This is a genomic window from Amycolatopsis kentuckyensis (genome assembly GCF_041679295.1).
Classification (GTDB): domain Bacteria; phylum Actinomycetota; class Actinomycetes; order Mycobacteriales; family Pseudonocardiaceae; genus Amycolatopsis; species Amycolatopsis kentuckyensis_A.
Genome location: NZ_JBGDMD010000003.1, coordinates 699922 through 719014 on the forward strand (window position 1 = coordinate 699922; position 19093 = coordinate 719014).

19 protein-coding genes are annotated in these 19093 nt (G+C 72.8%); 7 read left to right on the forward strand and 12 right to left on the reverse strand.

What is annotated here, in order from left to right:
- Window positions 1-28: 28 nt before the first annotated feature.
- Entirely contained in the window at window positions 29-916 is an 888-nt protein-coding gene (locus tag ACERZO_RS14870; protein ID WP_372665214.1) for a hypothetical protein, read from the forward strand.
- A 13-nt stretch (window positions 917-929) separates the two neighbouring features.
- Window positions 930-1376 carry a hypothetical protein gene (locus ACERZO_RS14875; RefSeq protein ID WP_372665215.1) on the forward strand — a complete coding sequence of 149 codons (447 nt, stop codon included), beginning with the start codon at window positions 930-932 and terminating at the stop codon, window positions 1374-1376.
- On the opposite strand, the gene ACERZO_RS14880 is transcribed toward ACERZO_RS14875, so the two are convergent.
- Window positions 1373-2203, reverse strand: coding sequence for a tRNA (adenine-N1)-methyltransferase (locus ACERZO_RS14880; RefSeq protein ID WP_372665216.1), 831 nt, complete (start codon window positions 2201-2203; stop codon window positions 1373-1375). The genes ACERZO_RS14875 and ACERZO_RS14880 overlap by 4 nt on opposite strands.
- Before the next feature lie 62 nt (window positions 2204-2265).
- A complete protein-coding gene (locus ACERZO_RS14885) occupies window positions 2266-3417 on the reverse strand; it encodes a site-2 protease family protein (RefSeq protein WP_372665217.1) in 1152 nt (383 codons plus the stop codon).
- Window positions 3418-3623: 206 nt separating this feature from the next.
- Here ACERZO_RS14885 and ACERZO_RS14890 point away from each other — a divergent pair, with 206 nt between their 5' ends.
- The 3 genes from ACERZO_RS14890 to ACERZO_RS14900 all read left to right on the forward strand — a co-directional run bounded on the left by ACERZO_RS14890 (window position 3624) and on the right by ACERZO_RS14900 (window position 6317).
- Entirely contained in the window at window positions 3624-4526 is a 903-nt protein-coding gene (locus ACERZO_RS14890) for a RecB family exonuclease (RefSeq protein ID WP_372665218.1), read from the forward strand.
- Window positions 4526-5317 carry a thioesterase family protein gene (locus ACERZO_RS14895; RefSeq protein ID WP_372665219.1) on the forward strand — a complete coding sequence of 264 codons (792 nt, stop codon included), beginning with the start codon at window positions 4526-4528 and terminating at the stop codon, window positions 5315-5317. Before ACERZO_RS14890 ends, ACERZO_RS14895 begins: the two co-directional genes overlap by 1 nt.
- Window positions 5318-5381: 64 nt before the next feature.
- Window positions 5382-6317 carry a ParA family protein gene (locus ACERZO_RS14900; RefSeq protein ID WP_372665220.1) on the forward strand — a complete coding sequence of 312 codons (936 nt, stop codon included), beginning with the start codon at window positions 5382-5384 and terminating at the stop codon, window positions 6315-6317.
- A gap of 28 nt (window positions 6318-6345) precedes the next feature.
- Here the strand turns inward: ACERZO_RS14900 and hisG are convergent, their stop codons facing one another.
- The 6 genes from hisG to metH form a co-directional block, all read right to left on the reverse strand.
- Window positions 6346-7191, reverse strand: coding sequence for an ATP phosphoribosyltransferase (gene hisG / locus ACERZO_RS14905; protein ID WP_372665221.1), 846 nt, complete (start codon window positions 7189-7191; stop codon window positions 6346-6348).
- A 32-nt stretch (window positions 7192-7223) separates the two neighbouring features.
- Entirely contained in the window at window positions 7224-7487 is a 264-nt protein-coding gene (locus tag ACERZO_RS14910; protein ID WP_086681128.1) for a phosphoribosyl-ATP diphosphatase, read from the reverse strand.
- Window positions 7488-7553: 66 nt separating this feature from the next.
- Entirely contained in the window at window positions 7554-8060 is a 507-nt protein-coding gene (locus ACERZO_RS14915; RefSeq protein ID WP_372665222.1) for a methylated-DNA--[protein]-cysteine S-methyltransferase, read from the reverse strand.
- Window positions 8061-8068: 8 nt separating this feature from the next.
- Window positions 8069-9532, reverse strand: coding sequence for a DNA-3-methyladenine glycosylase 2 family protein (locus ACERZO_RS14920; RefSeq protein WP_372665223.1), 1464 nt, complete (start codon window positions 9530-9532; stop codon window positions 8069-8071).
- 59 nt (window positions 9533-9591) lie between these two features.
- The gene (locus ACERZO_RS14925) at window positions 9592-10224 is read right to left on the reverse strand and encodes an HAD family hydrolase (protein ID WP_372665573.1); all 633 of its coding nucleotides are present in this window, start codon (window positions 10222-10224) and stop codon (window positions 9592-9594) included.
- A gap of 42 nt (window positions 10225-10266) precedes the next feature.
- Window positions 10267-13821, reverse strand: a complete 3555-nt coding sequence (gene metH, locus ACERZO_RS14930; protein ID WP_372665224.1) for a methionine synthase — start codon at window positions 13819-13821, stop codon at window positions 10267-10269.
- A gap of 38 nt (window positions 13822-13859) precedes the next feature.
- Between metH and ACERZO_RS14935 the strand changes: the two genes are divergently transcribed.
- The gene (locus ACERZO_RS14935) at window positions 13860-14765 is read left to right on the forward strand and encodes a PAC2 family protein (protein WP_086681120.1); all 906 of its coding nucleotides are present in this window, start codon (window positions 13860-13862) and stop codon (window positions 14763-14765) included.
- 1 nt (window position 14766) lies between these two features.
- Here ACERZO_RS14935 and ACERZO_RS14940 read toward each other — a convergent pair whose 3' ends face one another.
- Window positions 14767-15669 (reverse strand): phosphotriesterase family protein, encoded by a 903-nt coding sequence (locus ACERZO_RS14940; RefSeq protein WP_372665225.1) that lies wholly within the window; start codon window positions 15667-15669, stop codon window positions 14767-14769.
- A 38-nt stretch (window positions 15670-15707) separates the two neighbouring features.
- Between ACERZO_RS14940 and ACERZO_RS14945 the strand changes: the two genes are divergently transcribed.
- Window positions 15708-16253, forward strand: coding sequence for a CGNR zinc finger domain-containing protein (locus tag ACERZO_RS14945; RefSeq protein WP_372665226.1), 546 nt, complete (start codon window positions 15708-15710; stop codon window positions 16251-16253).
- A 52-nt stretch (window positions 16254-16305) separates the two neighbouring features.
- Here the strand turns inward: ACERZO_RS14945 and ACERZO_RS14950 are convergent, their stop codons facing one another.
- Genes ACERZO_RS14950 through ACERZO_RS14960 form a run of 3 tightly spaced genes read right to left on the reverse strand, consistent with a single transcriptional unit; the run spans window position 16306 to window position 18961 of the window.
- Complete coding sequence (locus tag ACERZO_RS14950) at window positions 16306-17139, reverse strand: metallophosphoesterase family protein (RefSeq protein ID WP_372665227.1); 834 nt, start codon at window positions 17137-17139, stop codon at window positions 16306-16308.
- Window positions 17103-18377 (reverse strand): MFS transporter, encoded by a 1275-nt coding sequence (locus ACERZO_RS14955; RefSeq protein ID WP_372665228.1) that lies wholly within the window; start codon window positions 18375-18377, stop codon window positions 17103-17105. Before ACERZO_RS14955 ends, ACERZO_RS14950 begins: the two co-directional genes overlap by 37 nt.
- Complete coding sequence (locus ACERZO_RS14960; RefSeq protein ID WP_372665229.1) at window positions 18374-18961, reverse strand: ArsR/SmtB family transcription factor; 588 nt, start codon at window positions 18959-18961, stop codon at window positions 18374-18376. The genes ACERZO_RS14955 and ACERZO_RS14960 overlap by 4 nt, the downstream gene beginning before the upstream one ends.
- Window positions 18962-19093 lie beyond the last annotated feature (132 nt).

Consider the following 19093-nt stretch of genomic DNA (forward strand, 5'->3'; position numbering starts at 1 on the left):
GTCGAAGGAACGCTAGGGGGCACCACCCATGACCTACCCGCCGCAGCAACCGGGCGGCTACGGCCAGCAGCCCGGAGGTTACGGGCAGCAGCCCGGGCCGTACGGCCGGCAGCCGGGCGGCTACCCCCAGAGCGGACCGCAGCCCCAGCCGGGCTATGGCGGCACCCAGCAGTTCGGCCAGCCCGATCCGTACGGGCAGCCGCAGCAGGGCGGTTACCCGCCCCAGACGGGCCCTCAGCCCCAGCAGGGCCACCCCCAGTACGGGCAGCAGGACCAGTGGGGCCAGCAACAGCCCCAGCAGGACCAGTGGGGCCAGCCGACGCAGCAGCAGCCGGGCTTCGGCGGTTACGACCCGTACGGAGGCGGCGGCTTCGGTGACGCGCCGCCGCCCAAGAAGAAGAAAACCGGGCTCATCGTCGGCATCGCGGCCGCGGCGGTGCTCCTCGTCGGTGGCGGCGTGACGTGGTTCGTCGTGGCCAACGGGAAGGACGACAACACCGCGGCCCCGCCCGCCAGCAGCAGCTCCGCGGCCCCGACGACCGCGCCGAAGGCGACCACCCCGAAGCCCAAGAGCACTTCGCCGAGTTCGACGCCGAAGAGCACCAAGCCCGCGGCCGGCCCCGCGCCGGCGGGCAAGGGCAGCTCGCAGGAGCTGTTCGACACGACGATCGCCGCCTACAACGCGGGTGACGAGAAGGCGCTGGGCGACACGATCTGCCGGAGCGTCTTCGAGGGCACCACCGGCGACATCCCGAAGGTCACGGTCAAGCTGACCGGCTCGCCGCAGGACACCGGGGACAAGTCCACCGTGCGCTACTCGGCCACGGACGGCAGCAAGACCAAGGTCGGCACGATGTCGGCCCAGAAGGAATCCGGCCTGTGGTGCCTGTCCAACGTCAAGGCGGACGGCTCGTGAGCCCCCGCGTTCGGTGAACCGCGCGCTCGCCGCCGGGCTCGTGCTGCTCGGCGTGGCCGGCGCGGGCGTGGTGCTGGGACTGCTGCTCGTGGCGCCGTCCGGCTCCCCGCCCGCGCCGCCGAGCCCGCCCCCGCCGCCGCGGACGTCGGCCTCGGCGGCGCCGAGCGCGGTCGACACCGCGGCGGTGAACGTGCTGGCCCGCGCGATCGTCGACGCGATCACGGCGCACGACTCCGCGGCGTTCGGCAAGCTGACGTGCCGCCCGCAGACGGCCGAAGCCCTGGGCAGGCTGCAGCGGATGTGGGACGCGGCCGGCCGGGTGACGGCGACGCTGAAGGAGCCACCGGAGGTCCGCGGCGAGTCCGCGACGGCGAAGGTGCACGTCGAAGCCCCGGGTGGGACGAAGGACACGCCGTTTCCGCTGCACAAGGAGAACGGCCGCTGGTGCGTCCCCGGCTAGCCCTTGCCCTTCGACGGCCGCCGGGACACCCGCGGCGACACCGTCCCGTCCGCGAGGCGGCGCGCGGTGAGCAGGAACGCCGTGTGCGCGACCATCCGGTGGTCCGGGCGCACCGCGAGGCCCACCACGTGCCACGGCCGCATCAGCGTTTCCCACGATTCGGGCTCGGTCCAGCACTGCTGCTCGCGCAGGGACTCCGTCACGCGGGAAAGCTGCGTCACCGTCGCCACGTAGACCGTCAGCACGCCCCCCGGCACCAGGTGCGCGGCGACGTTCGGCAGCTGGTCCCACGGGGCCAGCATGTCCAGCACGACCCGGTCGACCTCGCCCTCGTGCGTCGCCAGGTCCGCGACCGTCAGCGACCAGTTCGCCGGCTTCTCGCCGAAGAACTTCACGACGTTGCGCTCGGCGTGCTCGGCGTGGTCGTCGCGGATCTCGTACGAGCTCACGTGCCCCTCGGAGCCGACCGCGCGCAGCAGCGAACACGTCAGCGCGCCCGAGCCGGCACCCGCTTCGAGCACGCGGGCGCCCGGGAAGATGTCGCCCCACATCACGATCTGCGCGGCGTCCTTCGGGTAGATCACCTGCGCGCCGCGCGGCATCGAGAGCACGTAGTCCGGCAGCAGCGGGCGCAGGGCCAGGTACGTCGACCCGCCCGCCGACGTCACCACCGAACCCTCGGGCCGGCCGATGAGGTCGTCGTGGGCGAGCGCGCCGCGGTGGGTGTGGTACTCCCCGCCGTCGGCCAGCGTCAGGGTGTAGTGCCGCCCCTTCGAGTCGGTCAACTGCACCCGATCACCCGCGCGAAACGGTCCGCTGACCGACAACACTTCCTCCTGTACCCCGAATGGCCGACGACAGATCTTCGCAGGCCGTCCGGGGCGCGGCCTCAGCGGGTACGGCGGTTCAGCGCGGCGCGCAGGTCGTCCCGGCGCAGCACGCCCGCCGGGCGGCCTTCGTCGTCGACGACGAGGAACTGCCACGCCGGGGTCTCGCGGACGCGCTCGACGACGTCCTCCCCCGGTTCCGAGGCCAGCAGGACGGTCTCGGCGCGGATCGGCTCCGCCGCGAGCTCGGCGGGCGCGTGCGGCGAGGTGCCCGCGAGGCGCTCCGCCGCGCCCGTGTCGAGCAGCCCGGCCGCGACGCCGTCCGCGCGGACGAGCACCACGCCCCGGCCCGCCGACGCCGCGAGCGCGTCCGACACCGGGCTTTCGGCGGGCAGCTGCAGCACCGGCCGCACCAGCTCGCCGAGGTCCAGACCTTCCGGCCAGGTGCGGCGCGCTTCCGCCTTGAGCTCGGAACGCGCGCCCAGGATCACGAACCACGCCGTGACGACGCAGACGCCCAGGCGCAGCCACCGGTCCGGGCTGCCGGTCGCCAGGCCCCACAGGGCCCACACGAGCAGTCCCGCGGCCACGACGGCGCCGCCGACAACGGCGGCGCGCGTGCCCTTCGCGCGGATCCCCGTGACCGCCCAAACGCCGGCGCGGACCAGCCGGCCGCCGTCGAGGGGCAGGCCGGGCAGGAGGTTGAACACGCCGACGGCGAGGTTCGCCACCGCGCACTCGGCCACGAGCATCCAGACCGCGCCGTCCGGCGGGACGGCGAACATCAGCAGGCCGCAGAACCCGCCCAGCAGCAGCGAGACCGCCGGGCCCGCCGCGGCGACCAGGCCCTCGTGGACCGGCCGCTTCGGCGTCCTGGCCACTTCGGACAGGCCGCCGAGCAGGAACAGGCGCACCCGCCGGACCGGGATCCCCAGCCGCAGCGCGGCGACGCAGTGCCCGAGCTCGTGCGCCAGCACGGACAGGCCCAGCAGCAGCGCGAAGGCGCCGGCCAGCAGCCAGGACGTCCACGTCGAGGCGTCCGGGAGCAGCCGGCCGACCAGCGGCGTGTAGAGCACGACGACGATCAGCGACCCGATCCACCAGGACGGCGCGAGCAGCACGGGCACGCCGGCGACCCGGAACAGCAGGAGACCGCCGTCCGGGAGGACGGCCTGCCGGGTGCCCCCGGTGCCCTGTTCACTGGTCGCGGCCATGCGGGAGAGCCTAGAGCCCCCGGTGTGGGGAGCGGGTGATCCGGTCCGGGTGGTGTCGCGCACCCCGCCGCCGGAGGTCTTGAATGACTCATTCAGGTCGCCGGAGGTCCTGAATGAGTCATTCAAGACGCGGGCCCGGGCGGCTGGGCGGGGTGCCGGGCGTTGCGGTCGCCGGAACTGTCGGACCCCGGCGTTACGCTCTGCCCATGCCCGACGCCGACACCGTCACCACGGATTCCCCAGCAGCCACCGCCGTCGCCACCGAGGTGCGGCGGCGGCCCGCGCTGTCGCCGTCCCGGGCCAGCGACTTCAAGCAGTGCCCGCTGCTCTACCGGTTCCGCGCGGTCGACCGGCTGCCGGAGGTCCCGACCAAGGCCCAGCTGCGCGGCACGCTCGTCCACTCGGTGCTGGAGCGGCTGTTCGCGCTGCCGGCCGCCGAGCGCGTTCCGCCGAAGGCGCGGGAGCTGCTCGGCCCGGCGTGGACGGACCTGTCCGCGGACCGTCCGGAGTGGACCGAGCTGTTCGACGGCGAGCAGCCCGACGACCACGCGGACTGGCTGCGGTCGGCGGAGAAGCTGCTGGACGCCTACTTCGAGCTGGAGGACCCAAGGCGGCTGGAACCCGAGGCCTGCGAGCTGCACGTCGAAATCGAGCTCGGCTCCGGCGTCCTGCTGCGCGGCTACATCGACCGCGTCGACGTCGCGCCGACCGGGGAAATCCGGGTGGTCGACTACAAGACCGGCGCCGCGCCGCGCGAAATCGGCGAGGCCAAGGCGATGTTCCAGATGAAGTTCTACGCCGTCGTGCTGTGGCGGCTGCGCGGCGTGGTGCCGCGGCAGCTGAAACTCATGTACCTCACCGACGGCCAGTCCCTCGCCTACACCCCGGACGAGGCCGAGCTGGTGCGCTTCGAACGCACCCTCGAAGCCATCTGGCAGGCCATCCTCAAGGCGGGCAGGACCGGCGACTTCCGCGCGAACAAGACCAAGCTGTGCAACTGGTGCGACCACCAGGCGCACTGCCCCGAGTACGGCGGCACGCCGCCGGACTACCCCGGCTGGCCGGAGCCCGATGCGGGCGAGGAGACGCCGCTGGACCGGGCCGACTGATGGCCGACGCGTTCTACGTCCCGCTCGGCGGCGACCGCTACTCCGCGACCGGGCACACGGCCGGGCCGTGGTCGTCGGAGTCCCAGCACTTCGGGCCACCGTCGGCGTTGCTGGTGCGCGCCCTCGAAAACGTCGAACCGGCGCACCCGGCCGAACTCGCGCGGGTGACCGTCGAGATCCTCGGCCCGGCGCCGGTCGCCGAGCTCACCGTGCGGGCCCGGGTCGAACGGCCGGGCCGTTCGGTGGAGCTGCTGCAAGCCGAGCTGGCGAGCGCGGACCGCGTCGTGGCGCGGGCTTCGGCGTGGCGCATCGCGACCGCGGACACGGCGGAAGCCGCTACGGACGCCGGGCCGCTGCTGCCCGCACCGGACACCGTGACGGAGTCGCCGTGGCCGGAGGGCTGGCAGGCCGGCTACCTCGACGCCGTCGAGTGGCGGGCGGTGCGCGGCGGCATGGACGTGCCCGGCCCGGCGGCCGTCTGGGCCCGCCAGCGCGTCCCGCTGGTCGACGGCGAGGAGCCGAGCGGGCTGCAGCGGCTGTTCGCCATCGCCGACTCCGGCAACGGCGTGTCGAACTTCCTCGACCCGCGCAAGTGGTGGTTCATCAACTCCGAGCTGACCCTCCACCTGCGGCGGGTGCCGGAGGGCGAGTGGATCGGCCTCGACGCGGTCACGCTGGTCGGCAAGCACGGCATCGGCACCGCGACGAGCATCCTGCACGACGCGGCCGGCCCGGTGGCCACCGGCGCGCAGGCGCTGATGGTGCGACCGCGACAGGCCGGGGGCGGATAGCCACCCACAACGGCCCCGCATCCAATAACCTTCGCGGAACGACCGACTTGAGGAGCGCTCCGGCATGCAGATCACCTCGGTGGTCAACCAGAAAGGCGGGGTCGGCAAGACCTCACTGAGCGTCGGCACCGCGGCCGCACTGGCCGAGCGGGGCCGGCGGGTGCTGCTGGTCGACCTCGACCCGCAGGGCCACGCGACGACCGAGATGCTCGGCCTGTCCGAGGTCCGCGGAGACACGCCGACCTTGGCGAAAGCCCTGGCCAAGACGTGGAAGGGCCCGATCGAGGAGCTCGTCGTCCCGCACCCGCGCAGCAACCTCGGCAAGGGCGGCGCGTTCGACGTCGTGCCGACGTCGCCGGGGATGTTCGACCTGATCCGGCGGCTCGACTCGTTCCGCGTGCCCGGCTGGCAGCTGGCCCGGGTCATCCAGTTCGCCAACTACGACCACTGCGTCATCGACTGCCCGCCCGCGCTGGACGTGCTGACGAACAACGCGCTGGCGGCGTCGCACGGCATCCTGGTCCCGGTCCAGCCGGACAAGACGAGCATCCGCGCGCTGCGGCTGCTGGCCGACCAGGTCCGGTACGTCGAGCAGACGGTCGGGCGGCAGCCGCTGTCGTGGTTCGGCCTGGTGCCGAGCCTGTACCGGCGCCCGATCTCGCACTACGCGGCGGCGGCGCTGCAGGAGATGTACGAGTTCGGCATCCCGATGCTGTCGCACCTGCCGCTGGGCGTGGTGATGAACGAGGCGGCGGCGCACGGCGTCCCGGTGACGACCTACGCGCCGGAGACGCTGCAAGCGCTGTCTTTCCGCGAGATCGCCGGCACGCTGGACAGCTACCTGGAGCAGAACCAGGCACCCGCGGTGGTCCCGGCGGACGAGGAGTTCGTCTTCGAGGACTTCATCTCCGAGGTCGCGGTGGCCCGCAACGTCAACGACAACGGCGCCCGCAAGGGGCTTTACGACCTGCTGCCGAAGAAGCCCAACCGGCCGCGCTGAAGTTCCGCGCGGCCGGCCGGGCTGCCGGTCAGAGGCGGCAGGAGCGGATGTCCGAGGCCAGGATCGCCTTCGCGCCCACCTCGGCCAGCTCGTCCATGATGAGGTTGACCTTCTTGCGCGACACCATCGCGCGCACCGCCACCCAGTCGTCGTCGGCGAGCGGCGCCACCGTCGGCGACTCGAGACCCGGCGTGATGGCGATCGCGCGCTCGACGAGCGTCCGCGGGCAGTCGTAGTCCAGCATCATGTACTGCTGCGCGAACACGACCCCGCGCAGGCGCGCCGCCAGCTGCGACTTCGCCTTGCTCTCCGGCGTACCGCGGCGCTGCAGCAGCACCGCTTCCGACACGCAGATCGGGTCGCCGAACGCGACGAGGTTGTTCTGCCGCAGCGAGCGGCCGGACTCGACGACGTCCGCGATCGCGTCCGCCACGCCCAGCTGGATCGAGATCTCGACCGCGCCGTCGAGGCGGATCACCTCGGCCTCGACGCCGTGGCGGGCGAGGTCGTCGCGGACCAGCCGCGGGTAAGACGTCGCGAGCCGCTTGCCGTGCAGGTCGGCCGGCTTCCAGTCGCGGCCCGCCGGGGCGGCGTAGCGGAACGTCGAACCACCGAAGCCGAGCGCCTGGATCTCCTCCACCGGCGCGCCGGAGTCGAGCGCCAGGTCCCGGCCGGTGATGCCGAGGTCGAGGTCACCGGAGCCGACGTAGATCGCGATGTCCTTGGGACGCAGGAAGAAGAACTCGACCTCGTTGACGTGGTCGAGCACGGTGAGGTCGCGCTGCTCATGCCGCTTCCGGTAGCCCGCCTCGCCGAGCATCTCCGTCGCCGCGGCGGCGAGGGCTCCCTTGTTCGGCACGGCAACACGCAGCATTTCGCTCTTCTCCTCGTTTGTTCAGCGACCCGTCACAGGTAGCGGTAGACGTCCTCGGTCGACAGGCCGCGGCCGAGCATCAGCACCTGCACCCGGTACAGCAGCTGGGAGATCTCCTCGGCGAGACGGTCGTCGGATTCGTGCTCGGCGGCGATCCACACCTCGCCGGCTTCCTCGAGCACTTTCTTGCCCTGGGCGTGCACCCCGGCGTCGAGGGCGACGACGGTGCCGGACCCGTCGGGACGGGTACGCGCGCGCTCGGCAAGCTCCGCGAACAGCTCATCGAAGGTCTTCACGGTCTGCAGATCCTTCCACCCCGCCCCCGGCGGCGCCGCCCCGCCCCGCCGCGGATGCCGCCGATCTCACACCGAAGTGGACGACGCCTCCCGAGGGCTGGGACGGCGTTCGAAGTCGAGGAGGTACCGCTTCCGCTCCAGGCCGCCGCCGTACCCGGTCAGCGAACCCGTCGAACCGATGACCCGGTGGCACGGCACGATGATCGAGACCGGGTTCTTGCCGTTGGCCAGGCCGACCGCCCGCGCGGCGGCCGGCTTGCCGAGCAGCTGCGCCAGCTCGCCGTAGGACGCGGTTTCGCCGTACGGGATGTCGAGCAGCGCCGACCACACCGACCGCTGGAACGGCGTGCCGTGGAAGGTCAGGGGCAGGTCGAACTCCCGCCGCAGGCCGACGAAGTACTCGTTCAGCTGGGTCTCGGTGCGGGCGAAGACCTCGGCCGCGCCACGGGAACCGAAGGTCTGCGAAGCGGGGCGGTGGCGTTGTTCGTGCATGTACAGCCCGCAGAGCGCGTCGCCCTCGGCGACCAGGGTCAGCGGGCCGCAGGGACTCTCCACGACCGTGTGGGAACGCATGGGATCTCCTAGGCGGCGGGCATCCGGTTGATCGCGTGGTCACCGGTGGCCCACAGGTGCTGGGTGGCGTAGGCGCGCCACGGGCGCCACGTTTCGGACCGGGCGACGACGGCGGCCTGGCCGCCGAGGCCGAGGGTTTCGGCGGCGTACTTGATGCCGAGGTCGGTGGGCAGGAACGCGTCGGGGTCGCCGAGGGCGCGCATGGCGATGCTCTCGACCGTCCACGGCCCGAACCCGGGCAACGCGGTCAGCGCCGCCCGCGTCCCGGCCCAGTCGCTGCCCGCGCCGAGGTCGAGGCCGTCCGTCAGGGCCTCGACCAGCGCGAGCAGGGTCCGGCGGCGAGAGCGCGGCATCGCCAGGGTCTCCGGGTCCAGGGAGGCGAGCGCGTCCGGCGACGGGAACAGGTGCGTCAGCCCGCCGTCGGGGTCGTCGACCGGTTCGCCGTGGGCCACGACGAGCCGGGCCGCGTGGGTGCGGGCCGCCGCCGTCGAGACCTGCTGTCCCAGCACGGCCCGGACGGCGAACTCGGCGCCGTCGACCGTGCGCGGCACCCGGCGGCCCGGCGCGGCCGCCACCAGCGGCGCGAGCAGCGGGTCGGTGGCGAGCTGGTCGTCGACGGCGACCGGGTCGGCGTCGAGGTCCAGCAGGCGCCGGCAGCGGCTGGTCGCCGTGGGCAGGTCCCGCAGGTCGGTCAGGGTGAGCCGGCAGGCGATGAACCCGTCCTCCGGCCGCAGCGCGGCGACGCCGTGGCCGTGCGGCAGCCGCAGGGTCCGGCGGTAGGCGCCGTCGCGCCACTCCTCGACACCGGGTACGCCGGTGGCGACGAGGTGGCCGAACAGGTTGTCCGGGCAGAGCGGCTTCCGGTAGGGCAGCCGCAGCGGGATGGCGCCCGCCGTCGCCGACGGCTTGCCCTTCGCGCGCTGCCGCAGTTCGGTCGGCGAGAGGGCGAACACCTCGCGGACGGTGTCGTTGAACGCCCGGATGCTGCCGAACCCGGCGGCCAGGGCGAGCTCGGCCATCGGCAGGGTGGTCGTCTCGATCAGCGTCCGCGCGGTCTGCGCGCGCTGAGCCCTGGCCAGCGCCAGGGGTCCGGCGCCGACCTCGGCGAACACCTGGCGCTGCACCTGCCGGACGCTGTAGCCGAGCCGGTCGGCGAGCCCCTGGACGCCTTCGGTGTCGACGACGCCGTCGGCGATCAGCCGCATGGCGCGGGCGACCAGGTCGGCGCGTTCGTTCCACAGCGGCGAGCCCGGGCTCGCGTCCGGGCGGCAGCGCTTGCAGGCGCGGAACCCGGCCTGCTGCGCGGCCGCCGCGCTCGGGTAGAAGCTCATGTTCCGCGGCTTGGGTGGCACCACCGGGCAGCTGGGCCGGCAGTAGATCTTCGTCGTCAGGACGGCGGTGTAGAACCACCCGTCGAACCGGGCGTCCTTCGCCTGCACGGCCCGCACGCACCGCTCGAAATCTTCGTGCACGGGACCCAGCATCGCCGAGCAGGCCGGCGACGGCTAGCGGAAATGCGACATGGGCGTGCTCAGCCCAGCAGGGCCGCCAGCGCCGGCACGTCGACGCCGACGAGCGAGTCGCGGAACACGCGCCGCTCCCCCGCCGCGACCGGGACGTCGTTCGGGATGACCAGGACCGTGCAGCCGGCCGCGACCGCCGACTCCGTGCCCGGCGGCGAGTCTTCGACCGCGACGCACCGCGCCGGGTCCACGCCGAGCAGCTCCGCGCCCTTGAGGTACGGCCGCGGGTGCGGCTTGTTGAGTCCGTCGACCTCGTCGCCGCACACCGTGACGTCGAAGAACTCGCGCCCGATCGTGTTCAGCGCCAGCTCGGTGAGGTCCCGCTCGGTCGAGGTGACCAGGGCCGAGCGCAAACCGGCTTCACGCACCGCCGTCAGGGCTTCGCGGGCGCCGGGGCGCCACGGCAGCTCGTCGTCGAACAGGCCGGCCGTGCGGCGGCGGATCTCCTCGCCCGTCGACGCGATCGCCGCTCGCGTGACCGGCCGGCCGACGACCTCGAGCAGGTACGCCGACGTGTCGTCCATGTTGGACCCGACGAGCGTCATCCGCTGTTCCTCGGAAAGCTTGCCGCCGAGCCATTCCGCCGTCTCGTAGAGGGCGATGTCCCACAGCTTCTCGGAATCGACCAGGGTGCCGTCCATGTCCCAGAGCACGGCGGCCAATCCGTCCACAGTGGACTCTCCTCAGGTGTTGAAGTACTTCGCTTCCGGGTGGTGGCAGACGATCGCGTCGGTCGACTGCTCGGGGTGCAGCTGGAACTCCTCGGACAGCTTGACGCCGATCCGGCCCGGTTCGAGGAGGGCGACGATCTTCGCCCGGTCTTCGAGGTCGGGACAGGCGCCATAGCCCAGGGAGAACCTCGCCCCACGGTAGCCGAGCTTGAAGAAGTCCTCGACGTCGTCGGGGTCCTCTGAGGCGACCGCCACACCGCCCGGGAAGGTCAGCTCCTGGCGGATGCGGCAGTGCCAGTACTCCGCCAGCGCCTCGGTCAGCTGGACGCCGAGGCCGTGGACCTCGAGGTAGTCGCGGTAGGCGTTGGCGGCGAAGAGCTCGTTCGCGTAGTCGGCGATGGGCTGGCCCATGGTGACGACGGTGAACGGCACGACGTCCACTTCACCGGCCTCGCGCGGCCGGTAGAAGTCGGCCAGGCAGAGCCGCCGGTCGCGGCGCTGGCGCGGGAAGGTGAAGCGCAGCCGCTCCGGCGCGTCGGGCGAAGGCTCGGTGAGCACGACCAGGTCGTCGCCCTCGGCGACGCACGGGAAGTAGCCGTAGACGACGGCCGCGTGGACGAGGACACCGTCCGCGGTCAGCCGGTCGAGCCAGTACCGCAGCCGCGGCCGGCCTTCGGATTCGACGAGTTCGTCGTACGTCGGCCCGGCGCCGCCGCGGGCGCCCTTGAGGCCCCACTGCCCCATGAAGGTCGCGCGCTCGTCGAGCATCGCGGCGTAGTCGGCGAGCGGGACGCCCTTGACCACGCGCGAACCCCAGAACGGCGGGCTCGGCAGCGGAACGTCGGTGGCGACGTCGGAGCGCGCGGGCGGCGGCCCTTCGAGGGCTTCTTCCTCCGCCTTGCGGGCTTTGCGCGCCTCGGCGATCCGCAGCGACCGTTCGCGGCGTTCCTTGCGCTCCAGGCGCTTCTGCTCCGCGTCGGCGTCGACCAGCGGCGACTCCCCGCGCTTGGCCGCCATGATCGCGTCCATCAGCCGCAGTCCCTCGAACGCGTCGCGGGCGTAACGGACGTCGCCGAAGTACAGCTCGGTGAGGTCGTTTTCGACGTAGGAGCGGGTCAGCGCCGCGCCGCCGAGCAGCACCGGCCAGCGCGCGGAGACGCCCCGGGAGTTCATCTCCTGGAGGTTCTCCTTCATGATCACCGTCGACTTGACCAGCAGCCCGGACATCCCGATCGCGTCGGCGCCGTGCTCCTCGGCCGCGTCGAGGATGGTCGTGATCGGCTGCTTGATCCCGAGGTTGACGACCTCGTAGCCGTTGTTGGACAGGATGATGTCGACGAGGTTCTTGCCGATGTCGTGCACGTCGCCGCGGACGGTGGCCAGCACGATCCGGCCCTTGCCGGAGTCGTCGTCCTTCTCCATGTGCGGCTCGAGGTGCGCGACGGCGGCCTTCATCACCTCGGCGGACTGGAGGACGAACGGCAGCTGCATCTGCCCGGACCCGAACAGCTCGCCGACGGTCTTCATGCCGGACAGCAGCGTGTCGTTGATGATCTGCAGGGCCGGCCGCTGTTCCAGCGCGGCGTCGAGGTCGTCGGTGAGGCCGTTGCGTTCGCCGTCGACGATCCGGCGTTCGAGGCGTTCGAACAGCGGCAGCGCGGCCAGCTCCTCGGCCCGCGAGGCCTTCGACGACGCCGCGCTGACGCCTTCGAACAGGGCCATCAGCTCCTGCAGCGGGTCGTAGCCTTCGCGACGGCGGTCGTAGACGAGGTCCAGCGCGACCGCGCGCTGGTCGTCGGGGATGCGGGCCATCGGCAGGATCTTCGACGCGTGCACGATCGCGGTGTCCAGGCCGGCCTGGACACACTCGTGCAGGAACACGGAGTTGAGCACCTGCCGCGCGGCCGGGTTGAGGCCGAAGGAGATGTTCGACAGGCCGAGGGTGGTCTGGACGTCGGGGTGGCGGCGTTTGATCTCGCGGATGGCTTCGATCGTCTCGATGCCGTCGCGGCGCGACTCCTCCTGGCCGGTGGCGATGGTGAAGGTCAGGGCGTCGATGATGACGTCGGAGGTGCGCAGGCCCCACTTGCCGGTGATGTCCTCGATGAGCCGGGTCGCGATGTCGGCCTTCTTCTGTGCCGTGCGCGCCTGGCCCTCTTCGTCGATGGTCAGGGCGACGACGGCGGCGCCGTACTCGCTGACCAGTTCCATGACCTGGGTGAAGCGGGATTCCGGGCCGTCGCCGTCCTCGTAGTTGACGGAGTTGACCGCGCAGCGGCCGCCGAGGCGTTCCAGGCCCGCGCGAAGCACCGCGACCTCGGTGGAGTCGAGCATGATCGGCAGCGTCGACGCGGTGGCCAGGCGCCCGGCCAGCTCGGCCATGTCGGCGGTGCCGTCGCGGCCGACGTAGTCGACGCACAGGTCCAGCAGGTGGGCGCCGTCGCGGGTCTGTTCGCGGGCGATCTCGACGCAGTCGTCCCAGCGACCCTCGAGCATCGCGGTGCGGAACGCCTTCGAGCCGTTGGCGTTGGTCCGCTCGCCGATCATGAGCACGCTGGCGTCCTGCTTGAACGGGACCGCCTGGTAGAGCGAGGACACACCGGGCTCCGGACGCGCCCGCCGCGGGACCGGCGCGGTGTCCGCGACGGCGGCGGCGAGCTGCCGGATGTGCTCGTCGGTCGTGCCGCAGCAGCCGCCGACCAGGCCGACGCCGAACTCGCGGACGAACCCGGTCAGCGCCTCGACCAGCGCTTCCGGGCCGAGCGGGTAGACCGCGCCGTTCGGCCCGAGCTCCGGCAGGCCGGCGTTCGGCATCACCGACAGCGGCACCCGGGCGAGCTTGGCCAGCTGCCGCAGGTGCTCGCTCATCTCGGCGGGCCCGGTGGCGCAGTTGAGGCCGATGACGTCGATGCCCAGCGGTTCGAGGGCGGCGAGCGCCGCGCCGACCTCGGTGCCGAGCAGCATCGTGCCGGTCGTTTCGACGGTGATCGACGCGAGGATCGGCACGTGACGCCCCTCGGCGGCCATCGCGCGCTTCGCGCCGATGATCGACGCCTTCGTCTGGAGGATGTCCTGGGTGGTCTCGACGATCACCGCGTCGACGCCGCCGGCCAGCAGGCCGCGGACCTCCTCGCGGTAGGCGTCCCGCAACGTGGTGAACGGCGCGTGGCCGAGCGTCGGCAGCTTGGTGCCCGGGCCGACCGAGCCGAGCACGAACCGCGGGCGGTCCGGCGTCGCGAACTCGTCGGCGGTCTCGCGGGCCAGCCGCGCGCCGGCCTCGGCGAGCTCGAAGATCCGCCCGGTGATGTCGTACTCGGCGAAGTTGGCGAAATTGGCCCCGAAAGTGTTGGTCTCGACGGCGTCCGCGCCCGCCTCCAGGTAGCCCCGGTGCACCGAGCGGACCACGTCCGGCCGGGTGACGTTGAGGATCTCGTTGCAGCCTTCGAGGCCGTCGAAGTCGGCCAGGCCGAGGTCGTGGGCCTGCAGGGCGGTGCCCATGGCGCCGTCGGCCACCAGAACGCGCGAGCGGAGGGCATCGAGGAAGGGCGACGACAGGCGGTCGGACATGCTGAACAGGGTAAGGCCGGTGGTCGTAGGCTGGTCCGGTGAGTGAGCCCGTCGACGAGACCCCGCGGCCGCCCGGCGACCGCCCCGAACCCACCCGACCGTTGATGGTCGTCGCCTTCGAAGGCTGGAACGACGCAGGTGACGCGGCCAGCCGGGCGGTCGAGCACCTGCAGCTGAACTGGGACGCCACACCACTGGCCGAACTGGAGCCCGACGACTACTACGACTTCCAGGTCAGCCGCCCGACCGTCCGGATGGTGGACGGCGTCACTCGACGGGTGGACTGGCCGACGACAACGCTGTCGGTGTGCCGCCCCGACGGGTTCGACCGGGACGTCGTGCTGGTGCAGGGCCCCGAGCCGAACATGCGCTGGCGCGCCTTCTGCGCCGAGCTGCTGGAGCACATCAAGCAGCTCGACGTCGCGACGGTGGTGACGCTGGGGGCGCTGCTCGCCGACACCGCGCACACGCGGCCGGTCCCGGTCACCGGTACGGCGTACGACAAGGACACCGCGTCGCTCTACGGGCTCGACCTGAACAACTACCAGGGCCCGAGCGGCATCGTCGGGATCCTGCAGGACTACTGCGTGCAGGCGGGCATCCCGGCCGTGTCGATCTGGGCCGCGGTGCCGCACTACGTGTCGCACCCGCCGTCCCCGAAGGCGACCCTCGCCCTGCTGCACAAACTGGAAGACATCCTCGACGTCGAGATCCCGCTCGGGGCGCTGCCGGAGCAGTCCGAGGAGTGGCAGCGCACGGTCAGCGAGATGGCCGACGAGGACGAGGAGATCAGCGAGTACGTCCGCAGCCTCGAAGAGCGCGGCGACGCGCAGATCGAGGTCGCCGAGCAGGACGTCAGCGGCGACAAGATCGCCGCCGAGTTCGAGCGCTACCTGCGCCGCCGCGGCCGAGGCGGCGGGCAGGAAGGTTTCGGCCTCCGCTGAATCACCCGGTCGGACTGGTGGCGAACGCCCGCGCGGGGTTCGCCACCAGCATGGCCGTGACGACGTCACCGCCCAGCAGCTTCGTCAGCCTTGGCGCCAGCGTCGTGAGCAGGTAGGACGCGCCCGGCTGGTACCGGGCGGCGGCGGTGGTCGTGTCGCCGCCGAGCAGGAGCTGCCCACCGTGACCCGCTTCGACGAGCGCTTCGAGACCGTCGAAGAGCCGCCAGTCGGTGGCGTGGTTGGCCCGCGACGGCCCGTCGAAGCCGAGGAAGACGCCGGTCTCGGCGATCTCCCGCTGCAGCCGCGGGTCCGGGTTGCGGTTGAGGTGCCCGAGAATCACCTTTTCCGGTGAAACGTCCAGCTGGCCGCACAGCAGCTCGACCGTCTCCAGGGCCGCCGTGCCGAGCTCGAGGTGCACGGCGATCGGCGCGCCGGTCTCCTGGTGGGCGACCGCGGCGGCGGTCATCGTCAGCCGCGCGTGCGAGTCGATGGTGTGGAACGCGCCGGCCACCTTGATCAGCCCGGCCCGCGGCGCGGTGTCCCCGGTCAGGTCTTCGACGAAGACGCCGGCCAGGTCGTCGACGACCCGGCTCAGCCCGGCGGGCGCGTAGTGCTCGGCCCGGTGTAGGCCGGTGGCGCCGACGAGGTGCACGCCCGTCTCCAGCGAGATCCGGGCGAGGTCCCGCATCCGGCGCCCGAGCCCGTGCGGCGTCCACTGGACGAGGGCCGCGCCGCCCGCCGCCCGGAACCGGATCAGTGCGTCCGCCGCGGCGGCCGGGTCGTCGAGTTCCTGGCCCGGCAGCAGTTTCGAGGCGAAGAAGAGGTGGTCGTGGGAGTTCGTCACGCCCAGCTCGGCCGGATCGATGTCGCCCAGCACCGTCCGCACCTTCGGTTCCCCAGTCACCTGCCCGAGTGTAACGGCTCACCCGTTACAGTGGGGACGTGCCGGAAGACTTCCGCCTCGACCTGGGCGCCCCCTGGCTGAACCTGCTCGCCACCCGCGGCCGGCACTTCGGCGCGCGGCCGGTCGAGCGCATTCCCACCGTGGAGCGGCTGCGCGACTGGTTCGCTCTTTCCGAGCTGACCCCGCTCGCCCCGGTCACCGACGCCGACCTGGACCGGGCTCGAGAACTCCGCGAGACACTCCGGCCCTTGGCGCTGGGCGTGGTCGACGGCCTCGCGCCGACCGCCGAGCAAGTCCGGGCTTTGGCGCGGGCACTCGCTCCGGAGCCGGTGCACCTGGCGGCGCTGGAGAGGCTGCACCGGAGTGCCCCGCCGACCGCCGAGGCCGCCTTCGCCCGGCTGGCGCACCAGGCCGCGGACTGGCTCACCGGACCGTTGCGGCACGACCTACGGGCGTGCCCCGAGCAGGACTGCCGGGGTGTGTTCGCCGACCCGGGCGGACGGCGGCGCTGGTGCCCCTCCCCTGCCTGCGCCAGCCGCGGCCGGGTACGCGCGCTCAGAGAGCGGCGGCGCGCCGGCTCGTGACGGCCGGGACCGCGCCGCAGACCCGCCACTCACCGAGCAGGAGCGCCCCCGGTCACGACGGCCACAGGATCCGGCGCATCGGCACCGCGCCGCGCGCCCGCTTCCGCCACTCGCGCGGATAGCCGAGCGAAACCTCCTCGAAGCGCACCCCGTCCGCCTCGGTCGTCCGAGGGATGTGCAGGTGGCCGTAGACGGCGATCTCCGCGCGGTAGCGCACGTGCCAGTCCTCGGTCTTCGTCGTTCCGCACCACAGCGCGAACTCCGGCCAGTACAGCGGCGCCGTCGGGTGGCGGTGCAGCGGCCAGTGCGACATCAGGATCGTGCCGTGGTCTTCGGGGATCGCGTCCAGGCGCTCGGTGCTGATCTTGAGCCGGTCCGCGCACCACGCCTGGCGGCTCGGGTACGGGTCCGGGTGCAGGAAGTACTCGTCGGTGCAGACCACGCCGGCGGCCCGCGCCTGGCTCAGGGCCTCCTCCAGCGACTTGCCCTCGGCCTCCGGCGTCCGCCAGCTGTAGTCGTAGAGCAGGAACAGCGGCGCGATCGTCAGCGGCCGGCCGGCGTGGGGCCACACCGGGTACTCGTCTTCCGGCGTCAGGACCCCGAGCTTCCGGCACTCCTCGACGAGGTGCTCGTACCGGGCCTGCCCGCGCAGCTGGCACGGGTCGCCGTTCGTCGTCCACAGCTCGTGGTTGCCGGGCACCCAGACGACCTTCGCGAACCGCTCGCTCAGGGTCTTCAAGGTCCCGATGGTGGCTTCGGCCCGCTCGGCGACGTCGCCGGCCACGAGCAGCCAGTCTTCGGGCGTCTCCGGGACGACCGAGTCGAGGATCGGGCCGTTGCCCTCGTGGGTCACGTGGAGGTCGCTGGTCGCGAAGAGGTGCGGCACCCCTCCACCGTAGCCACCGCGGTGGCGGGTTCTTCGCGAAACCTGCGGATTACGGGTGGTTTCCGCACCAGCACGAGGATTCCCGCCAGGACGTAGACCCCGGCCTGGACGTTCAGCAGCACCGCCGGCCCGGTCGTCGCGACCAGCGTCCCGGCCAGCAGCGCCCCGGCCGTCGTGCCCAGGGCGACCACCGCGAACGTCGTGCTCAGCACCCGGCCGGCCCGCTCCGGCGCGACCGCGCTCTGGATCTCCGAGAGCACGCCCGCGCCGACGACCACCCCCGGGGCGCCGACCAGGACGAACAGGCCCACGTAGACCCCTAGTGCCGTCGTGAGCACGGCCAGGTTCCAGATCACCGCCGACACCAGGCCCAGCGCGATCGCGCCCCAGCCCAGCAGCGCCGCCGGGGCGACCCGCCGGGCCACCGTGGCGAGCGCGAACCCGGCGGCCAGGCCCCCGATCGCCTGCACGCCCCGCAGCAGGCCCGCGTCGGCCTCCCCGCGGCCGAGCACGTCGAGGACGTACACCACGAACAGCACCAGGAACATCCCCTGCGCCAGCGACGTGCACACCAGCGCCAGCCCGGTGCGCCACAGCCGGCGGTTGTGGGTGAGCTCGCGCAGGCCGTCGAGCCAGGCGCGCACCACGGGTTCGGGCGCGGTCGCCGGCGCGGGCGCGGTCACCCGGCGGAACGGCTTGGCCAGCAGCGCGGCCGCCACCGCCAGCACCGCCAAGTAGCCGGTGACGACGTCGGCGAGCCCGCCGAAGCCGAGCAACGCGCCGCCCGCCCAGCCACCCGCCAGCCGCGCGACGCTGCCGTTGACGCTCATCAGGCCGTTCGCGCCGGTGACCTCCTCGACGCCGACCAGTTCCGGCACCAGCGCGTTGCGCGCCGGTTCGAACACCGACGCCAGCGCCGCCTGCGCGGCCATCACCGCGTACACGACGGTCACGCCCGGCGACGCGAGCAGCGGCACCGCCACCACGGCCAGCCCGCAGCAGACGCCGAACAGCACCGCCCGCCGGTTCCACCGGTCGGCGACGACGCCGGCGACCGGGCTCAGCAGCACCGCGGGCAGCAGGCCGAGCACGATGCTCAGCGCCGTCGTCGCGGCGGAGCCGGTGCGCTGGAAGACGTAGACCGGCAACGCCACCTGCAGCATCCACTCCGCCGTCTCGCCGAAGAACGCGGCGACCCACAGCCGCGCGAACGCGGGCACCCCCAGCAGCTGTTTCATTCCTCCGCCTTCCCCGAGTGTTCGATGCGCGGGAACGCCCGCAGGCCGACGTGCACCGGGCGGGCGTCCGCCGGGGCGTCGGTCCGGATGGCCCCGACGTAGGGCCGGACCAGCGCGTCGATCGCGTCGGTCAGCCGGGTCAGCTCCTCCGGCGTGACGCGCAGCGCGTACGTGATCAGGCCGGCCGCCCCGCGCCACGCGGGGTCGAGGTCGTCGAGCGAGTCGAGGTACCGCTGGGTCAGCTCCTGCTCGTGGCCCAGGGTCGCGCCCACCATGCCGAGCTGGGCCGCGCGGTGCGCGGGGTCGTCGGCCAGCTCCCCCATCTCCAGCCCGACCTGCCGGGCGCGCCACGGCCGTTCCCGGCCGTCTTCGGCGTCCGCCCGCTCGACCAGGCCGTACTGCGCGAGCTGCCGCAGGTGCCAGCTGCAGTTGGACGCGGTCGAGCCGACCGCCTCCGCGCACTCGCTCGCGGTGCGCGGGCCGACGGCGGTGAGGTGGTTCAGCAGCGCCGACCGCAGCGGGTGCGCCAGGGCGCGCAGCAGCTCGACGTCCTCGATCCGCTTGCGCGGCGGCAGCTCGGCCATTGGCCATCCCTATCTGAAAGAGTCATTTCGAAAGTGCTCTTTCAGATTGGGTGCCGCCTGCGGGTTTGTCAAGCCGCTCCGCTATCGTTCGCCGGGCAGCCACTGCGCAGGGCAGTGACTGCGTCGTCACCC

Coding starts and splice junctions, on each gene's coding strand:
- hisG (WP_372665221.1), bottom strand. CDS start 7,191: ATGCTGCGTGTTGCCGTGCCGAACAAGGGAGCCCTCGCCGCCGCGGCG.
- ACERZO_RS14870 (WP_372665214.1), top strand. CDS start 29: ATGACCTACCCGCCGCAGCAACCGGGCGGCTACGGCCAGCAGCCCGGA.
- ACERZO_RS14885 (WP_372665217.1), bottom strand. CDS start 3,417: ATGGCCGCGACCAGTGAACAGGGCACCGGGGGCACCCGGCAGGCCGTC.
- ACERZO_RS14900 (WP_372665220.1), top strand. CDS start 5,382: ATGCAGATCACCTCGGTGGTCAACCAGAAAGGCGGGGTCGGCAAGACC.
- ACERZO_RS14955 (WP_372665228.1), bottom strand. CDS start 18,377: ATGAAACAGCTGCTGGGGGTGCCCGCGTTCGCGCGGCTGTGGGTCGCC.
- ACERZO_RS14890 (WP_372665218.1), top strand. CDS start 3,624: ATGCCCGACGCCGACACCGTCACCACGGATTCCCCAGCAGCCACCGCC.
- ACERZO_RS14960 (WP_372665229.1), bottom strand. CDS start 18,961: ATGGCCGAGCTGCCGCCGCGCAAGCGGATCGAGGACGTCGAGCTGCTG.
- ACERZO_RS14895 (WP_372665219.1), top strand. CDS start 4,526: ATGGCCGACGCGTTCTACGTCCCGCTCGGCGGCGACCGCTACTCCGCG.
- metH (WP_372665224.1), bottom strand. CDS start 13,821: ATGTCCGACCGCCTGTCGTCGCCCTTCCTCGATGCCCTCCGCTCGCGC.
- ACERZO_RS14915 (WP_372665222.1), bottom strand. CDS start 8,060: ATGCGTTCCCACACGGTCGTGGAGAGTCCCTGCGGCCCGCTGACCCTG.
- ACERZO_RS14925 (WP_372665573.1), bottom strand. CDS start 10,224: ATGGACGGCACCCTGGTCGATTCCGAGAAGCTGTGGGACATCGCCCTC.